The organism is Haematospirillum jordaniae (assembly GCF_001611975.1).
Lineage (GTDB): Bacteria > Pseudomonadota > Alphaproteobacteria > Rhodospirillales > Rhodospirillaceae > Haematospirillum > Haematospirillum jordaniae.
The window spans coordinates 1,597,327-1,615,310 of the sequence record NZ_CP014525.1 but is presented as its reverse complement, the minus strand read 5'-3'; the positions used below and the strand labels follow the sequence as shown (position 1 = coordinate 1,615,310).

Sequence of the window (17,984 nt, the reverse complement as noted above, 5' to 3'; positions counted from 1 at the left end):
GGGCGATTCTCTTACGGGAACACTGTCATGCAGCTGGCTACCGCACAGGACCAAACCATTTTCCAAGAGTCAGATATTGCTCCCGTGGTCCAATCTCCTCTTCTACCGGACCATTTGAGAACAGGGCACTGGTACTGTGACATCCACCACGGCATGTTCCTGATCCTGCTGACCCGCGGGGCCCATGCAGCCAGCCATGAAAACGAGAAACTAACGCACTACTTCGTTGATACCATCACCATCTATTGGCTTGTTCACTGCCTGATGGAAGAGGAAGACATGGCCGGGGCTCTGATGAAGGGCATAGCCGATCCATCCGTTGTGCGTCAGCACTGCCGTGCCCATACGGCACTGACTCAATGGTGGGACAACCGGGTCTTTTCACCGCTTAAAACATCCGCCGCAAGCTGTGGAAGCATAGCCAGAACAATGACGGAGTTTCTGGAGCAAGTTGTTCATCACATCAACGAAATGGACCAGAGCACCTATGGAAAAGCATCCCCATCGAGTGAAGAAAGTCTGATACAGGCGATGGAAGCTCTCTCACGCACCCATCTGCCCCTGTCACCACAAATGGCTGGATGCCAGCAGGTTGCCGAATGCTTGGCACCCCGCATGTCGACCCTTGTTCGGCCCGACTCACTCAGCCCCTTGGCGATGGAACAGGTCAAATCGTTCTTTCTCGCACCACGCCGGGAACCTCTCCTTGACGAGGAACACGGGGGATTCCGGGATCTGTTTTTTGCTCATTATGGAGCCGGGCGACGGAACAGCAGCAACACCGAAATGCCTGTCGCCCGGTTCTAGACCAATCCCTGATGGATATCAGGGGGCGATTTCAAAGACCCCGTCAACTTCCACAGCAGCACCCAGCGGCAGAGATGGACACCCAACGGCAGCCCGGGCATGACGTCCCGCATCACCAAATACCTGGACCATCAAATCAGAAGCCCCATTAATCACCTTGGGATGGTCAATAAAATCGGGTGTGCACGCAACAAAACCACCCAAGCGAACCACGCGCTGAACCCGGTCAAGATTACCACCACACGCTGCCTTCAACTGCGTCAGCAGATTAAGGGCACACTGACGTGCTGCAGCAGCACCGTCTTCCACGCTGACTTCGCGCCCCAGAAGACCGGTTGTCATCAGGCTTCCATCACGCATGGGCAGCTGTCCGGAAATCACAACCTGCGTCCCAAGCACAACCCACGGCACATAATTGGCAACAGGGGCCACAGCGGGGGGCAGAACAAGCCCAAGCTTCTCCAGACACGCATCAATACGACCATTTTGCATCACAAATGCTCCTGAATTCTTGCAACAGAACAAGCATCACCCAAGGAAGATTATTACGAATCAATTCCCGTTCTACACACAATACGGGGATGCCCAAAGACGTGCGTGTGTGATAAACCCTGGCCACGTATTCGGCAATCCAAAAGGGAACCAGCGCTACGCCTGTTGTTCCTATCCAGATTCAAGGGGATATCTGTGAGCAAGCTCTCTCTTCCGAAAGACAAAATAAAAATTGTGCTTCTGGAGAATATCCACAGCAGTGCTGTTACCTACCTTACCGCCCAGGGCTATACAACGGTGGAATGTCATGGGGGTGCCTTGGACGGAGCCGAGCTTCAACAAGCCATCGCCGATGCCCACATCGTCGGCATTCGCTCACGTACAAAACTGACATCTGATATTCTGACTTCAGCCAACAAACTTATTGCCGTCGGGTGCTTCTGCATCGGGACCAATCAGGTCAATCTGGATGCAGCGCGGACCATGGGGATACCGGTTTTCAACGCGCCCTACTCCAATACACGCTCTGTTGCCGAGCTGGTTCTGGGGGAAATCATCATGCTGGCACGGCGTATCCCGGAAAAGAACTGGAACACCCATGGCGGAAGCTGGCTGAAAAGCACAGACGGGGCCTGTGAGGTCAGGGGAAAGACCCTCGGCATCGTCGGTTATGGCCATATTGGCACCCAGCTGTCTATCCTGGCTGAGAACATTGGGCTGCGGGTCCTGTTCTATGACATTGTTGAAAAGCTAGCGCTTGGCAATGCCTGCTCGTGCGCCAGCCTGGATGAATTGCTGGCCGCATCCGATTTCGTCAGCCTGCATGTTCCATCAACCCCCGAAACCAAAAACATGATTGGCACGGAACAGCTGGCCTTGATGAAGTCTGGCGCAGCACTGATCAATGCAGCCCGGGGTCAGGTTATAGACATTGATGCCTTGGCCAATGCCCTGAGAAAAAAACATCTTTCCGGCGCAGCCATTGATGTGTTTCCACAGGAACCTGCCGACTCAAAGGAAGAGTTCATCAGTCCCCTTCGCGGTCTGCACAACGTTATCCTGACCCCCCACATCGGAGGTTCCACCTTGGAAGCACAGGTCAACATCGGCACCGAAGTTGCAGAGAAGCTGGTTAAATACTCTGATAACGGTTCAACTTTGGGCGCTGTCAACTTCCCCGAAGTGCAGCTCCCAATGCATCTGGGCGGATCACGCTTTATGCATATACACAAGAATGTCCCGGGGGTTCTGGCCAAAATCAACGAGGTTCTCTCGGCACACACCGTCAATATTACAGGCCAATATCTGCAAACATCATCCAATATTGGCTATGTCGTTGTTGATGTGGATACCCGGGAGGGAGATATGGACGCCATCAGGACGGCGCTGGAAACAATTCCCGGCACAATACGAACACGCTTCCTGCTATGACATAAAGAAAGGAGGCAGGGACAACACCCCTGCCTCCGGTTCGCGAAATCACTAGGACAGCAGGTAGAGTGGATCGGACAATACAAGATTAGGCGCACCTTCGGGTGCTCCTTCGCAAAGGTTTATCATCATATCCGCCAAGGCATCGCCATCTACATCAACATGAATTTTGATGTTGCGCCCTGCAATCAAACCCCCTAACTGATTGATCTCTCCACACTCTTCGTACCAGACCCCATTGGGGCGAGGAAGCGTTCCGCCAAAACGCAACGGTTGGAAGCCATCCGTAGAACGGTCTCCATCAATGGCGGAAAGGTCAACGCGGTCCCCCTCTGCACTGTTGAAGTCAACAATGTAGTCGGGCGTATCTACCAGCGAATCCTCAAAAGAAACATAGACAAACGTATCAGCACCCTTATCTCCGATCAGAAGATCCCGGCCAATATTGCCTTGCAGCGTATCATTACCATCACCACCGGACAGCCAATTGAGAGAGCTGTTTCCAATCAAGTGATCATCACCAGCCCCCCCAATCACAACCTCTATATTCTTAAGCGTATCTTCAGGAACGCCGCCGACAAAGGCTATGCTTTCAGCCCCACCTTCAGCCAAGGTCAGATGTACCGGCTGCGTCTTGTCAAGGAAGTCGACCGTATCCATACCGGCACCGCCATCAATGTAATCGCGTCCACCAGCACCATGAAAGACGTTACCCTCGTTGTCTCCGATTAGACGATCATCACCGGAACCACCAATGATCTGCTCGATATTCCTTATCGTGTCTTCCGGCTCTCCCCCAACGTAAACCGTGACTTCGTGCTTCCCGTTGAGGGTAACGTGAACCGGCAGATCCTTGTCCAGATAATCTGCGCAATCCGGACTGCCACCGCCATCAATATAGTCTTTCCCCGGCCCTCCCCGGAATACATTCATGCTATCATCACCAATCAACCTGTCATCCCCAGCCCCCCCAATGATATTTTCAATATTAATGAGAATATCCTCGGCTACACCGCCAACAAAAACATTCGTAGGCGAGGATTGCTTCAAGGTAACAACAACAGGATCAACCTTGTCAGAATAATCCGCTGTATCCTGACAACCAGAGCCATCTAGGATATCGCGACCACCCATTCCACGAAAAATATTACCTTCATCATTTCCTATGAAAAGATCATTCTGATCTGTCCCGACGATCGACTGCTTTGGGTCCATGTCGTATGGCTTCATGATCAAGACCTCCTACTTTATTAATTTTATATTTCACATAAATAGTAGCATAAAATTATCCTTGCATTTGCTATATAGTACTATTCAGCCCTCACGCTAATACATGGGGGCGAATTCCTCATAATTATTATTGCTACGCAACATCATAAATTCTCTCTTCCAAGCAATACATGATGCTGCCAGAAAATATTAAGAAAAGAGCTCCACATCAGAGCTGATATGCCCCTCAGAAAGACCCACTCCAACAACATCTAATGGAGCAAAACCGGCAACAAAGTCTTCCACGTGATCCGGCTCTCCGACAGGATCATAGGCACTGACAGGCAACGTAGACTCCTCAACAGAGTTCTTGCCCGCCTCACGTGGCTTGTACACAGGTGGAGCAAGAGCGGCAGTGGCATCAGAAGACCCCGGGAGCAAAACCTTGGGCGCTTCTTCAGAGAATAATCCCAAGAGCGTAACCGTAAAATCAGGGGCACCATCCCCATTGATATCCGCAAGAACAAGAGCCGGTTTCCCCGGGCTACCCGGCACACACCACACAGCATGTGCTTTCGGACCATCTGTAGAAAAATGGAGAAGAGACGCTGCCGGTGTCAGACCAAAATCCAAGGCGTCGCCTTCAGCAACACTAAAATCAAGAATTGTATCCCCACTATCAAGCGAAGCATTATAAACGAAACGATCAGAACCTGACCCTCCGGTTAGGATATCCTGACCCTCTCCACCAAAAAGAATATCGTCACCAGCCCCACCAACGATGACATTGTTAAGGGAGTCCCCCTTTATGACGTCATTCCCTGATCCTGACTTGATTCCCTCAATATTACGAACAAGGTCATCCGAGAGGCCATCTGCAAAAACTATACTGTCCTGTGATCCGGATAGCGCTATGTACAGAGACTTTTTGCTCTCCGAAAGATCAAGAAAATCAAACCCCGCAAGACCATCAACAAGATCACGCTCAGGCGTTGCCGCAAGAATATCATCGTTATCCGTGCCAAGAACTTCATGCCTTAGCACCACATTAATTTTTCCCTGCCGAGCTGACATTTCCCATACTCCAATCGTAATATCCGGTTCTAGGTCACCATTAACATCTGCAACAACTTTTCCTGCTCCCCACCCCGCATCCATATCATCCTGATACCAGATAGAATGAACCCGCGGGACATCGCCCGAGAACACAAGAGGCTGGAAGCCCTCGCGCATCACGTTCCCATCAAAATCTGAAAGATCAATTCTGTCTCCCGACAGGCTGTTCAGGTCTGCGATAAAATCCTGATACTGCGGACTGGAATCAGAGAGGTGACGATAAACAAAGATATCGGCCCCAGCTCCCCCCATTAGCAAATCACCTTGGCCGGCACCTTCAATAAGATCGTTACCACCATTCCCGATCAAGACATTAACACCGTCATCACCACGCAACTCATCGGCTAGGGACGTACCGACAACGCCCTCGATATTGCGCAAAACATCCTGACAGATACCGTCAACATAGACGTATGCATCGTTTTCTCCGGCAAGCGTAACGCGTATACCCGCAGATGATCTGGAATAATCGACCACATCGACCCCGCCATGCCCATCAATCACTTCATGTGCAGGCGCATCTATAAAAAGGTTGGCCTCGCTGTTGCCAGAACGATCAGCGACCAAAGACTCTTCTTGATCAGGGGTCTGCACATCTGTCTCTATTGTGGGGACAACAGAGGGAAGCTGAACCAGTTGGGACGATTCATGCTCTGAATAATCAACAAGATCTGTTCCATCCAGGCCATCAATCAATTCTGGCCCAGGTTCGGCACGGATCGTATCATCTCCGGAGCTTCCAAAGCGATGCGTTGGGGCTTCAGAAGGAAGCGCACGTGCGCTATCACCGGCAACAAGGCTCTTTGTTGGAAAGAAGCACTCGGAAACACGGAAGACAGCGCGGTTTCCTAAGAAACTGTCTTGTTCCACCCTGCGAGTCATTGACCACCCCCTACACAAGTTGCTGGAAGCAAAGGCGCACGAAGGGTAGCTTGCCTGCCTCCAATATTCAAGCGCAGGTGGTTTGTATTAATAAAAGCAACCAATAGGGGCCTAGCCAACCATGTAAGCCCCCTATGAAACAACAATATTCCCAAGAGGGATCACGCCCTGAGCTCCCGTACACAGGCCTCGCTCAGAAAAACATCGGCCTTAGTGTGCTGCCCGATGAACCTGAAGGGTATGATTATGATTGAGAGGCCCATGCCCATGCCCAAATCCAGGTGCTGTTTCAATGGCAACACGCACATAATCGCGGGCACGCGTCACAGAAGCCAGAGGCGAAAGCCCTTGAGCAAGACCAGTGGCAACAGCAGAAGCCAGCGTACATCCTGTCCCATGCGTGTGACGGGTAAACATTCTCTCTCCCTGGAAACGATCCACCCCATCGGCATGAATCAGCAAGTCGACCAGCAGGTCACCATCCAGATGCCCACCCTTCAACAGAACAGCCGAAGAACCAAGCTCACGCAGGGCATCCATAGCGTGAACCATGGAAGATTCATCGAGAATATCTTGACCAACCAAGGCCCCTGCTTCGGGAAGATTGGGCGTGATCAGGAATGATTTCGGGATGAGCATCTCTTTCATGGCCTGAACCGCGTCAGGTTCAAGCAGGGCATGCCCCCCTTTTGCGTACATGACCGGGTCAAGAACAACCGGCACATCTGCTGCGAAATCATCAAGCGCCTGCGAGACAGCACGAATGATGCCGGTTGTTGCCAACATCCCGATCTTGATGCAGTCAGCACCAATATCTTCCATGACCACTGCAATCTGATCGCGTACAAAAGACTCTGGAACAGGGTGTATACCAAATACACCCTTTGTATTCTGGGCCGTCAAGGCCGTAACCGCCGTTGTGGCAAAACCACCCAGACACGTCACGGTCTTGATATCAGCCTGAATACCGGCGCCACCACCAGAATCAGAGCCGGCAATAATCAACACACGCCCACGGGATAAAGAGACCATCATGACACGCCTCCATCCGCACTGGACTCAATAGCCCGGCATAAATCCAGCGCGACATCTTCGACCAAGCCGGCATCCTCTGCCTCCACCATAACGCGGATCAAGGGCTCTGTACCGGATTTCCGTAAAAGAACACGTCCTGTCACACCCAGTCGTTTTTCCCAATGACCGACACATCCTTTTACTGTATCGGAAGCCAGAGCATGGTCTGCCTGACGGCGACCAGCAACACGCACATTCCGCAAAACTTGGGGATACGGTTGGAAAACACGCAGCAGCTCACTCGCACTACGACCGGACTGCACAAGCTCTGCCAAAACCTGTAGAGCTGCGACAAGCCCATCACCCGTTGTTGCATGGTCTCCCAGAATGATGTGACCAGACTGCTCACCGCCAAGCGCAAGACCGCTGGCACGCATTTGTTCCATCACATAGCGATCCCCAACTGCGGTCCGAAGCAACTGGATACGTTCTGACCGCAGAAAAGCCTCCAGCCCCAAGTTGGACATCACAGTCGCAACAACGGTGTCACCCGGCAATTCATCCCTATTCCGAAGAGCACGAGCAATCAGGCCCAGAATCTGGTCGCCATCAACCAAGTGTCCGTGCTCATCGCACAAAACTAGGCGATCGGCATCACCATCAAGAGCAATACCGATATCAGCCCCGTGACTGATAACGGCAGCCTGCATGGCATCCGGATGCTGAGAGCCGCACCGATCATTGATGTTGACTCCGTTCGGGTCAACGCCCAGAGAAATCACCTCTGCCCCCAGTTCCCACAGAACAGAGGGCGCTGTGCGATAGGCTGCTCCGTTTGCACAGTCCACAACAACCTTCAACCCGTCAAGACGGAGCCCCCGGGGAAATGTCTGCTTGACGGACTCAATATACCGGCCACCCGCATCATCCAGACGCCTAGCCCGGCCCAAGCCTGTTGGCGAGGACAAGGTTACCGCCTGATGCTCCGGTGCATCCAGCTCCTGCATCAGGGTCTCAATCGAAGCTTCAACCTCGTCAGACAGTTTGTAACCATCGGGCCCGAACAGCTTGATACCATTATCTTGGTAAGGGTTATGGGACGCAGAAATCATCACGCCCAGATCAGCGCGCAGCGACCGGGTCAGCATGGCAACCGCCGGCGTTGGCATTGGCCCTACCAACAAGACATCCATCCCCACAGAGATAAAGCCAGCGGTCAGGGCGGGTTCAAGCATATAGCCTGACAACCGGGTATCCTTGCCAATGACAACGGCATGTCGATGAGGACCACGGGTAAAAATACGCCCGGCAGCCATTCCGACCCGTAACGCGGTTTCAGCCGTCATGGGTTCTACATTGGCTGTCCCACGTATACCGTCTGTACCAAAGTACTTTCTTGTTCCCATAAACTGCCTCGGTCTCTCTATTGTGCGGCAGAGCGCACAGCTTGCCATACATTACGCGCTTGCACTGTTGCAGCCACATCATGCGCACGCACAATATTAATACCCTGCTCCCACCCAAGGGTCGCAAGAGCCAATGAACCAGGAAGCCGCTGAAGAGGATCAGCAACACCCGCAACCTGACCAATGAAACTCTTACGTGACACACCCAGGGCAACAGGGCAACCCAACCCGCAATACAGGCCAAGATGCCCCAAGATATCTGCATTGTGGGATGCCAGCTTGCCAAAGCCTATACCAGGGTCCACGCAAATATTCCGTTGGTCAATACCGGCCCTGCGGCAGGCCTGAATGCGTTCTTCCAACGCATCAAAAACATCCAAGGCAGAACACATATAGGAAGGTGCCTGCTGCATCGTCCCCGGTTCACCCTGCATATGCATCAAGATGACAGGTTTTCCCAAACGAGCAGCCATATCCAGACTACACGGACCACTCAGGGCTGAAACATCATTGATGATGGAAGCCCCGGCAGCAACGGCCGCCTCCATGACCGGCGCGTGCCGGGTATCAACAGAAATAACCGCACCGGCGTTGGCCAAAGCCCTGATAACAGGAACAACACGCCGAATTTCCTCGTCATGACACACCGGTGTGGCGCCAGGCCGCGTTGATTCCCCGCCAACATCAAGAATACCGGCACCTGCTTCCAGCATGGCGATACCACGCGCAACAGCCGTATCGACATCCAGGCAGTTTCCACCATCGGAGAAGCTGTCTGGGGTTACATTAATGATCCCCATAACGACAGGACCACCTGGTAACATTGTCTCCAGAAAAGAGGATGGCCCTTTTCCTTCACAGAAACGCATCCGCCGCGTTGTATGGGCCAGGATCTCATCGCCCCCCTGACAGGCCCACTGAACCAAGGCTTCGCGCGAAACAACGGTACGGCTGGCAATACCCGTCTCATCCCGCCAGATAACCATCCAAGTGGGGCTATCATGCGCCCCACCCGGAGTCATACCCAACGGAATAACGTACAGGGGGAAGGAGCCTGAAACGGCGGAAGGAGCCAAACAAAAGGCCCGCGGCAACGCGGGACTTTTGTCTGCAAGCAACAAGCTGTCCATAACCAGAACGTTCAACTTTCCGGCTGAGGTTCCGGCCCGGGCCGGTTTGACAAGCCTGTATCAGGTTTCCCGCTGGAAGGCACAGAGGACTTCCGCACAGGACCAGATGCAGCGCCAGACCCCGTAGCAGATGGCAACGAATCATCATCACGGACGATAGGCTGTCCATCCAGAAGGCCACGAAGTTCGGCGCCGGTCAGTGTCTCATACTCAAGCAAAGCTTGGGCGATACGCTCCAGCTGGTCACGGTTCTCGGTGAGGATCTTCAGTGCGCGCTTGTAGCCACGATCAACCAGTGTACGGACCTCCATGTCCACTTCACGCGCTGTCTGTTCAGAAATGTTCTTCTGGGTTGTCACCGTATGCCCCAGAAACACTTCCCCCTCTGGTGCGGCATAGGCCAATGGCCCCAGACTCTCTGACATCCCCCACTCCGTCACCATTCTTCGGGCACGGTCTGTGGCCATCTTGATATCCTGCGCCGCCCCGGTCGTGACCTTCTCGGGACCAAAAATCAGCTCCTCGGCGATACGACCGGCCATGGCAATCGCCAGAAAGGACTCCAGATATTCGCGGCTGACGGAGTAGCGGTCCCGCTCCGGCAAGCTTTGCACCAATCCTAGGGCACGCCCACGGGGGATGATCGTAGCTTTATGGATGGGGTCATAGGCCGGACAGTGCAAAGTCACCAGGGCATGCCCCCCTTCGTGATAAGCGGTCATCCGCTTCTCATCCTCGGTCATGACCATGGAACGACGCTCCGCACCCATCAAAACCTTGTCTTTTGCCTCCTCAAAATCAGAGTGGGTCAGAACCTTCTTTCCCTTGCGAGCAGCAAGCAGGGCGGCCTCGTTCACCAAGTTGGACAAGTCAGCACCAGAAAAACCCGGCGTCCCACGCGCAATAACCTTGATGTCAACATCCGGGCCCAGCGGACTTTTGCGGGTATGCACACGCAAAATCTTCTCGCGCCCCAGAACATCCGGGTTCGGCACCACCACCTGACGATCAAAGCGGCCCGGACGCAAAAGAGCAGGATCCAGAACATCGGGCCGGTTGGTCGCCGCAATCAGGATAACGCCCTCGTTGGCTTCGAAACCGTCCATCTCCACAAGCAGCTGGTTCAGGGTCTGCTCACGTTCGTCATTGCCGCCACCAAGACCAGCACCGCGATGACGGCCCACGGCATCAATTTCATCGATGAAAATGATGCAGGGCGCATTCTTCTTGCCTTGCTCGAACATGTCGCGGACACGGCTGGCACCGACACCAACAAACATTTCAACGAAATCAGACCCTGAAATCGTGAAAAATGGAACGTTTGCCTCGCCTGCAATCGCACGCGCAAGAAGGGTCTTCCCGGTCCCCGGAGGCCCAACCAGAAGGACACCCTTGGGAATCTTGCCACCCAGACGCTGGAACTTCTGAGGATCGCGCAGAAACTCGACCACTTCCTCTAGTTCCTGCTTGGCTTCGTCGATACCGGCAACGTCGTCAAAGGTCACACGCCCCGCCTTCTCGGTCAAAAGACGTGCCTTGGACTTTCCAAACCCCATTGCCCCGCGTGATCCGCCCTGCATCTGCCGCATGAAGAAAATCCACACGCCAATCAACAGCAGCATCGGGAACCACGAAATCAGGACTCCCCAAATCGTGGGAACATCGTCTTCCCGTGGCAGCGCTGCAATACGGACGTTATGGTCGCGTAATTGCTGCACTACATTGGATCCGTCAGGCATAAAAGTGGAGAAAGCTTGACCGTTCTGCAAGGAGCCAGAAATACGACCACCCTGGATGGTCACGGCAACCACTTCGTTCCTGTCAACCCGCTCAAGGAAGTCAGAGAATGCAATGGCACTTCCTGCATTACGAGGCGAAGACGTCTGGAACAGGTTGAACAGCGCCACCAGAAGGACGGCTATTATCACCCACAGAAGCAAGTTCTTGCTGAAATTCAAAGCACTGCCCTTCCATCAAACCCGCTGCCAGTGCCAACCGGCTCCACTTTGCAGCGTACAGTCACTTAATATCTAATCTACATAGGCCCGGATGGGCCGCTCGCAAGGCGAAAACCGCACGATCCCAACGGATGACAGGGAGAAAAGCGGGCAAACACAGAAAAAGCCCGATCAATCCCGGTTTTCACTGAGAAATAGCCTACTTGCGGCACAGATACCAGTACCCCGTTAAGCCAAAAAGCGGGAAGCGTCGCCAGCGAGATCAGAGGCACCCCCTGCAAAGGCGTTATACACCCCTCCAATGCCTTGAGAAAAGCGGTCCCTTCACGCCCCAAAGGCGCAAGGGACAGATGCTCCGGAACATCTCCCTCATGTCCAATCAGAAAGCGACCGTCCCATCGTTGGGAACTTGGCCACAAAGCCACAGGAATCCGATCCGGTAGACCACGCATTTCCCGTGCAATAAGCAAGCCGGATTCCTGAGGAACAAGAACGCACCCCCCCAACGTTGCGCTGGCAGGGAGCTTGTCCATCAGTCGCAACAAACGCTCCTGACGTGGCGGATATTCCAGACCGCCAACACACATCAGAACACGCCGCAAGGCATGCATCGCTTCATCTGGCGAGACATCCCGCAGCGCCTGATAATCACAGATCGCACAACCAGACGCATCAATCCAGACGGCAGCAGCCAACACTTCGTCAACACGCCGCTCAAAACAGAAACGCTCGGCAGCACACGTTCCCGGGTGGCCCTGCTTATCACCCGCCAAAAGACGCTGACGAATCTTGATACGCTCATAGCGCAGGTTCTTGTTGGATGGATCCTCAATCCAGAGCTGGCCGCTGTGTATCAGAAAGGCCCTGAGAGAATCAGGATCAACATGGAGCAAGGGGCGCAACAGGCATACATTCTCACGGGTCATAAGGGGTGCCATTCCTGCTAGCCCAAGAGATCCACTGCCGGCATTACGTCGCAGGATCCGCGTCTCATCTTGGTCGCGCTGATGGTGACCAAGCAGCAAATGGACTATTCCCTGTTCCCGGCACCACTGGTCCAGAAGCGTGTAACGACATCGCCGCGCCCACTCCTGCCCTGCCCCGGGTGGAGGCGCGCTGTCAGGAACGAGGATATGGTGCCTGATACCATGGGCCCTCATCCAGTCAGCAACCTGACACGCTTCCGTTGCCGATTCAGAACGCAGACGGTGATCAACCGTCAAAGCATAAAGACAACCGCCACGATCAAGAGCCCATCGCCGGGCCAAGAGGGCAAGAGCAAGGCTGTCTGCACCACCGGAAACAGCAACAGCGACAACTGGCGGGCACCCAAAAGGCCCAAGACCTTCCATCGCTTCGCTGAAGGCCGCATAGAGCACATCTAAATCAAAGGCAGACATACACAACCGACTGGGTCAGAATGAACATTTCAGACGTTCTTTCTCGCTCCCCAAACGACGCTTTATCGCATCCGGCGCAGCAGGATACTCAGACTTGAGCTTGCCCAAAGCAGCACAGGCCTCCTTGTTCTGACCCAGCTTGCCCATGGTTAACCCAAGCTTCAACAAGTTATCCGGCGCCTTCGTGCTCTTGGGATATTTCTTGTACCCATCCAGGAAAGAGACAGCCGCCTGCTTGTAATTGCCGCGCACATAGAACGTTTCACCAAGCCAATACTGTGCATTCCCCGCTAGATCATGACCGGGATTTTCTTTGATGAAATCCTGAAAAGCCACCTGCGCTGCCGGGTAGTCGTTTGTGCGCAATAGATTGAAGGCACGTGTATATTTCTGGCCGGGATCCATAGGCTCGGAAGGAGTAGAGGTCCGAGCACCGGACGAAGGCTCAGAAGAAGAACCGGAAGCAGGGGATGCTCCACCACGTCCTTTTTCCAGTTCTTGGAAACGAAACTCCGCATCTTTGACATAAGCATCAAAACGCTCGGACAGTTGCTGGTTCTCGTGCTGCACTTCTTCCAGACGCCCCGTCAATTCTTGGTTCAGGCGCTCTAGTTCACCAACCTTGACCAGAAGCTCGGAAACAAGGCCAGCGCTATCAGCCTGAGCCACACGAATACCCGAGGGAGAAAAGCCATCACGGGCCACAGCTGGAGAGGACGCCAGAAGACACGCTATCACGGCACAGCCGGCACATGAAAAACGCAACAGCACAGACAAAGAGAAAAGAGCAGCCCCGTCAGTCATACAACATTCCTGAATTTCTGTAGACCAGAACACCGTGTCCAAGACACACGATAACATCCTACACGTCTACAGAAAGCCAACAAAAAACGGCAACTCATATGGCACAGAAAATAAAAAGCACCCGCAGCCACCAGCTACATAAGCAGCCAACAGCTGACGGGCGCTTTCTAACACACGTGTTGCCGTATCGACACCGCACGCCACACAAGCGCAGCGGAGTCTAATGCAGCTGATTAGTGCAGAACAGAAACACCGCGACGGTTCTTGGTATAGCAGGCTTCAGTTGCATCACCGCATTCCGGACGCTCCTTACCATAGGAGGTCACTTTCAGGCGATTTGCACTCACACCCTGAGCAATCAGGAACTTCTTGACGGAGTTCGCACGACGCTCACCCAGACCAAGGTTATACTCACGCGTACCGCGCTCGTCAGCATGCCCTTCAATCATCAGGGTCGTGCTGGAGTAGCGCTTCAGCCAAGCGGCTTGGTTACGCAGTGTAGCCTGTGCTTCCGGGGTCAGGGTGTACTTGTCAAAACCAAAGTGAACACGATCGCCCACAACGGTCATGAACTCTTCAACCGAACCAGGAGCAGGAGCGGCTTTGCCCATGGAGCCGCTGGCCGACTCATCAGAGGCGGTACCGCATGCGGACAAAAGGGCTACGGCGGCGAGAACGGGCAACAGGCGGAACTTCATTGTTTTTCCCCTCAGCTCACGTAATGGGGTTAAGGAAGCTCCGGGCCGCAAGACCACAAGGATATTGCGCACAGAGCAGGCAGGCCCGAAAACGGACCCCAAGACGGCCTTATACTGGTTTTTCTCAACTCCGTACAGTCCGTTTGATGCAATGCCATGTCACGATTACGGCAAAAGCGGTGACCACGCCGGATCTGACGCAGCCTGGGGTGTGATAACACGTCGCTCGTTGTAACCTGTGAGATCAATTGAGTAAAGTTGGGGATTTCCGCTCTTCTCGCTTCTGTAATACATCAGAACACGACCATTTGGCGCCCATGTCGGGCTTTCCATCAGGAAACCTGATGACAGCATGCGTTCACCACTTCCATCCGGCTTCATGACGCCAATGTAGAATTCACCGCCCTTCATCTTTGTAAAAGCAACCAGATCTCCCCGCGGGGACCAGACCGGAGTGGCATAACGTCCCTCGCCAAAGCTGATGCGGCGAACACCGCTTCCATCGGAGTCCATCACGTAAAGCTGCTGGGTACCGCCACGATCCGAGTTGAAAACAATACGGTGACCATCAGGCGAATAAGAAGGCGACGTATCAATCGCAGACGCATTCGTCAGTTGAATACGGCGCCGGGTTCGTAAATCCATTTCGAAGATGTCGGTATTACCATCTTTCGCCATAGACAGGACAACTTTGTTTCCGTCAGGTGAAAAGCGCGGTGCGAATGTCATGCCTGGAAAATCACCCAGAAGCTCCTGCCTGCCAGAGTCGATGTTGTACAAATAGACCCTAGGGCTGTCGCCATAGAAGCTCATATAGGTAATTTCCTGCGCAGTCGGGGAAAAGCGCGGAGTCAGCACCATAGAGGAGCCATCCGTCAGATACTGGTGATTGGCACCATCCTGATCCATGATCGCCAAGCGTTTGACCCTGCGTGTTACCGGCCCACTTTCTGCGACATAGACAATACGGGTATCAAAATAACCGTCTTCACCGGTCAATCGCTTGTAGATCTCGTCAGAAATCATATGCGCAACACGGCGCCAGTTATCCGGGGCCGCTGTAAACGATTTACCCAGAACCTGCTGCCCGGTGAAGATATCCCAGAGACGGAAGGCAATCCGCACCGTGCCTGATCCGTGTGACTCTACGGCTCCCTGCACCAGAACCTGGGCATTGATCGTGCGCCAGTCGGCAAAGTGCGGTGGCTCATCTAGACCTGAAAACTGCTGAATGAATGCGGACCGATCCAACGGCAGGAAAAGTCCTGAACGCTCCAGATCGGCTGAAACCACCGACGCAACATCTGCGCCAACCGAACGGTTTGAGTCCGAGGCCACAAAATCAGGAACGGCAACAGGCGTTGGCTCAACCCGGCCACGGGTAATGTCAATGCGCACCTCTGCCCGTGACGGGGTACCGATGCCAAGGCCAAGCGCGATCACAAAGACAAGAACACCACACTTTATCATCGCTTCCTGGTTCCTTCCGGAAAGATCACACCCGCTGTTCCGGTTACATCCGGGACTGAGGGCTGAAGACAAGCTCCATGGACTTGAACGTCTCATACTTTTGCAAAGGATAGCGGATTGGCTGCGACCGGTACACAGCCCGCCGCGCTGATTCCGCAACAGCCCGATACGATGAATCACTGCCATAACGCTGTGTATCAAGAACATCGACACTGGTCACCATGCCTTCCGGTGTAATGCGAACCTTGAGAGGGATCACCATACTTTCCACCCCCTTGGCACCGGTATCAACAGCCCAGTTCCGTTCAATCTGCGCTCTTATGGCATCCAGCTCCGTCATCGTGGCCCGATCGGCAAGAGGGGCATTCAGAACTCTTGGCTGATTGGAAGGTTGCTGTGGGGTTGACTTCTTTTCCGGTGTGGCAGGCTCTGACTTCTCGCGAAATTTCTCAACATTCTTCATCAGATCCTTGAACGGATCATCATCCTTGGGCTTGGCCTTCTGTGTGTCCTGTTTTTTTGGTTCGGGTTTCTTTGGCTCCGGCTTCTTGGGTTCCGGTTTTTTGGGCTCTACTTTTTCAGGATCAGGCTTAGGGGGCTCAACCGGTTTTGGCTCTGCTTTCTTCGGCTCTGGCTCCGGTGCCTGTTTTGGCTGAGGGACAGCAGCATCGGCACGCATCTGCGGCTTGGGCTGATCATCCTGCTTTGGTTCCGGCTTCGGTTCCTCCTTTGGCTCCTCAACCTTCTTGACAGGGGGAGGTGCCGCCGTACGCTCAGCAATCTCGACGAGATCCACAATCATGGCCGTCTCAATTGGCTCCGGCTCATCGAACAGAGAAGGAAAGCCAAACACAGCCAGCAACAGCACCACAGCATGCAGCGTGACAGAAACAACCAACCCGTTGCACATACCGCGACGTTTCATGTGCACACTGCGCCATCCAAACTAACGTTTAACCGCAGAGGCAGCGGGCGTCTGCGTAACCAGGGCAGCCTTGGAAAAACCAGCAGCATGCAGGCTGCCCAGAATATGCATCACAACGCCATACTGAAGTTGCCCATCGGCACGAACATAGATCCGTACATCCGGATTAACACCGGCAATAGCCCGAACCCTAGCCGGCAACAGCTCCAAGGAAATCGGGGTCTGGTTAAGATACACCTGACCATCTGCCGCAACAGAAACGGTCAGGGCCTTGTTGTCCGGTTCGGAAATCTGGGGAGCCTTGGCCCGGGGCAGATCAACGCTGACACCGGTTGTCAACAACGGCGCCGTCACCATAAAGATAACAAGCAGGACAAGCATCACATCAATCATCGGCGTCATGTTGATCTCAGCAACAGGACGACGACGGCGACGAAACCCGCCCCCACGAGCACCTGAAGATTGCACCGTCATGCCCATAAGATGGTACTCCTGCTATCAGCCGCGCTCGTCAAGCTGACGGGATAAAATCGCCCCGAATTCACCGGAAAAATTGTCCAGCCGCTGGGCAAAACGATCGAGATCCGACGAAATCTTGTTATAGGCAACCAAGGCCGGAATAGCCGCCACCAGCCCAATCGCTGTAGCGAAAAGAGCCTCCGCGATACCAGGTGCAACGGTTGCCAAGCTGGTATCCTTGCTGACACCGATGGAATGGAACGCGTGCATGATACCCCACACCGTTCCAAACAAGCCAACAAAGGGCGCCACCGACCCGGTCGAAGCGAGGAAACCAATGCGCTTCTCCAGCCCTTCCATCTCACGGGCAACGGTTATGTGCATCACACGCTCCACCCTTTGGGCAAAGTGAGCACGAATACCTGTATCCCCGGTTCCCGGGCGACCCGATGAACGGCGCCACTCCCTCATCGCCGCAACGAAAACAGCAGACATGGGATCGGCAGGACGGTTGCTGAGACGCTCGTACAGCTCTTCCAGCGATCCACCGGACCAGAACTTCTCCTCAAATTTGTCCACCTTGGCATTGAGATAACGCAGCTTCAGGGCTTTGTCGAAAATGATGGCCCAGCTCCAGATCGAAGCCAGGACAAGCCCCAGCATGACCGCCTTGACGACAAGATCAGCTTGCCAGAACAGGCCAAGAGGAGAGAGATCGGCAGCGGCCACAGCGGCTTGAGGCAGGACAGTGGGGTCCATGATCGTTCCGAACCAAGGTTAAAG

At 53.9% G+C, this 17,984-nt stretch carries 16 protein-coding genes; 2 read left to right on the top strand and 14 right to left on the bottom strand.

All coding sequences use genetic code 11. The annotated features are described in order from the left end of the window. Positions 1-27 precede the first annotated feature (27 nt). A complete protein-coding gene (locus tag AY555_RS07570) occupies positions 28-807 on the top strand; it encodes a hypothetical protein (RefSeq protein ID WP_066135292.1) in 780 nt (259 codons plus the stop codon). An 18-nt stretch (positions 808-825) separates the two neighbouring features. On the opposite strand, the gene AY555_RS07565 is transcribed toward AY555_RS07570, so the two are convergent. Continuing rightward, positions 826-1,299 (bottom strand): RidA family protein, encoded by a 474-nt coding sequence (locus AY555_RS07565; protein ID WP_066135289.1) that lies wholly within the window; start codon positions 1,297-1,299, stop codon positions 826-828. A 195-nt stretch (positions 1,300-1,494) separates the two neighbouring features. On the opposite strand from AY555_RS07565, the gene serA reads away from it, so the two are divergent. Next, the gene (gene serA, locus AY555_RS07560) at positions 1,495-2,730 is read left to right on the top strand and encodes a phosphoglycerate dehydrogenase (protein ID WP_066135287.1); all 1,236 of its coding nucleotides are present in this window, start codon (positions 1,495-1,497) and stop codon (positions 2,728-2,730) included. Positions 2,731-2,781: 51 nt separating this feature from the next. On the opposite strand, the gene AY555_RS07555 is transcribed toward serA, so the two are convergent. The 13 genes from AY555_RS07555 to tolQ all read right to left on the bottom strand — a co-directional run bounded on the left by AY555_RS07555 (position 2,782) and on the right by tolQ (position 17,960). Continuing rightward, positions 2,782-3,960 (bottom strand): M10 family metallopeptidase C-terminal domain-containing protein, encoded by a 1,179-nt coding sequence (locus AY555_RS07555; protein ID WP_082811918.1) that lies wholly within the window; start codon positions 3,958-3,960, stop codon positions 2,782-2,784. A 189-nt stretch (positions 3,961-4,149) separates the two neighbouring features. Continuing rightward, the gene (locus AY555_RS07550) at positions 4,150-5,937 is read right to left on the bottom strand and encodes a M10 family metallopeptidase C-terminal domain-containing protein (protein WP_156483334.1); all 1,788 of its coding nucleotides are present in this window, start codon (positions 5,935-5,937) and stop codon (positions 4,150-4,152) included. Between the two features lie 210 nt (positions 5,938-6,147). Continuing rightward, positions 6,148-6,969: a bifunctional hydroxymethylpyrimidine kinase/phosphomethylpyrimidine kinase gene (gene thiD / locus AY555_RS07545; RefSeq protein ID WP_066136782.1), complete on the bottom strand. Its 822-nt coding sequence runs from the start codon at positions 6,967-6,969 to the stop codon at positions 6,148-6,150. Then, a complete protein-coding gene (gene glmM / locus AY555_RS07540) occupies positions 6,969-8,357 on the bottom strand; it encodes a phosphoglucosamine mutase (RefSeq protein ID WP_066135280.1) in 1,389 nt (462 codons plus the stop codon). Before glmM ends, thiD begins: the two co-directional genes overlap by 1 nt. A gap of 17 nt (positions 8,358-8,374) precedes the next feature. Beyond that, on the bottom strand, positions 8,375-9,502 hold the full coding sequence (folP, locus tag AY555_RS07535; RefSeq protein WP_245176903.1) for a dihydropteroate synthase: 1,128 nt from the start codon (positions 9,500-9,502) through the stop codon (positions 8,375-8,377). Beyond that, positions 9,499-11,445, bottom strand: coding sequence for an ATP-dependent zinc metalloprotease FtsH (gene ftsH / locus AY555_RS07530; RefSeq protein WP_066135278.1), 1,947 nt, complete (start codon positions 11,443-11,445; stop codon positions 9,499-9,501). The genes folP and ftsH overlap by 4 nt, the downstream gene beginning before the upstream one ends. A 77-nt stretch (positions 11,446-11,522) precedes the next feature. Beyond that, complete coding sequence (gene tilS / locus AY555_RS07525) at positions 11,523-12,845, bottom strand: tRNA lysidine(34) synthetase TilS (protein WP_066135276.1); 1,323 nt, start codon at positions 12,843-12,845, stop codon at positions 11,523-11,525. Positions 12,846-12,860: 15 nt separating this feature from the next. Next, the gene (gene ybgF, locus AY555_RS07520; RefSeq protein ID WP_066135274.1) at positions 12,861-13,649 is read right to left on the bottom strand and encodes a tol-pal system protein YbgF; all 789 of its coding nucleotides are present in this window, start codon (positions 13,647-13,649) and stop codon (positions 12,861-12,863) included. 233 nt (positions 13,650-13,882) lie between these two features. Beyond that, entirely contained in the window at positions 13,883-14,347 is a 465-nt protein-coding gene (pal, locus tag AY555_RS07515) for a peptidoglycan-associated lipoprotein Pal (protein ID WP_066136778.1), read from the bottom strand. Between the two features lie 165 nt (positions 14,348-14,512). Continuing rightward, a complete protein-coding gene (gene tolB, locus AY555_RS07510; protein WP_066135272.1) occupies positions 14,513-15,817 on the bottom strand; it encodes a Tol-Pal system beta propeller repeat protein TolB in 1,305 nt (434 codons plus the stop codon). 43 nt (positions 15,818-15,860) lie between these two features. Beyond that, positions 15,861-16,742 carry an energy transducer TonB gene (locus AY555_RS07505; protein ID WP_156483333.1) on the bottom strand — a complete coding sequence of 294 codons (882 nt, stop codon included), beginning with the start codon at positions 16,740-16,742 and terminating at the stop codon, positions 15,861-15,863. Positions 16,743-16,763: 21 nt separating this feature from the next. Then, on the bottom strand, positions 16,764-17,222 hold the full coding sequence (locus tag AY555_RS07500) for an ExbD/TolR family protein (RefSeq protein ID WP_066135268.1): 459 nt from the start codon (positions 17,220-17,222) through the stop codon (positions 16,764-16,766). Positions 17,223-17,240: 18 nt separating this feature from the next. After that, positions 17,241-17,960 (bottom strand): protein TolQ, encoded by a 720-nt coding sequence (gene tolQ, locus AY555_RS07495; RefSeq protein ID WP_066135267.1) that lies wholly within the window; start codon positions 17,958-17,960, stop codon positions 17,241-17,243. Between the last annotated feature and the right edge of the window lie 24 nt (positions 17,961-17,984).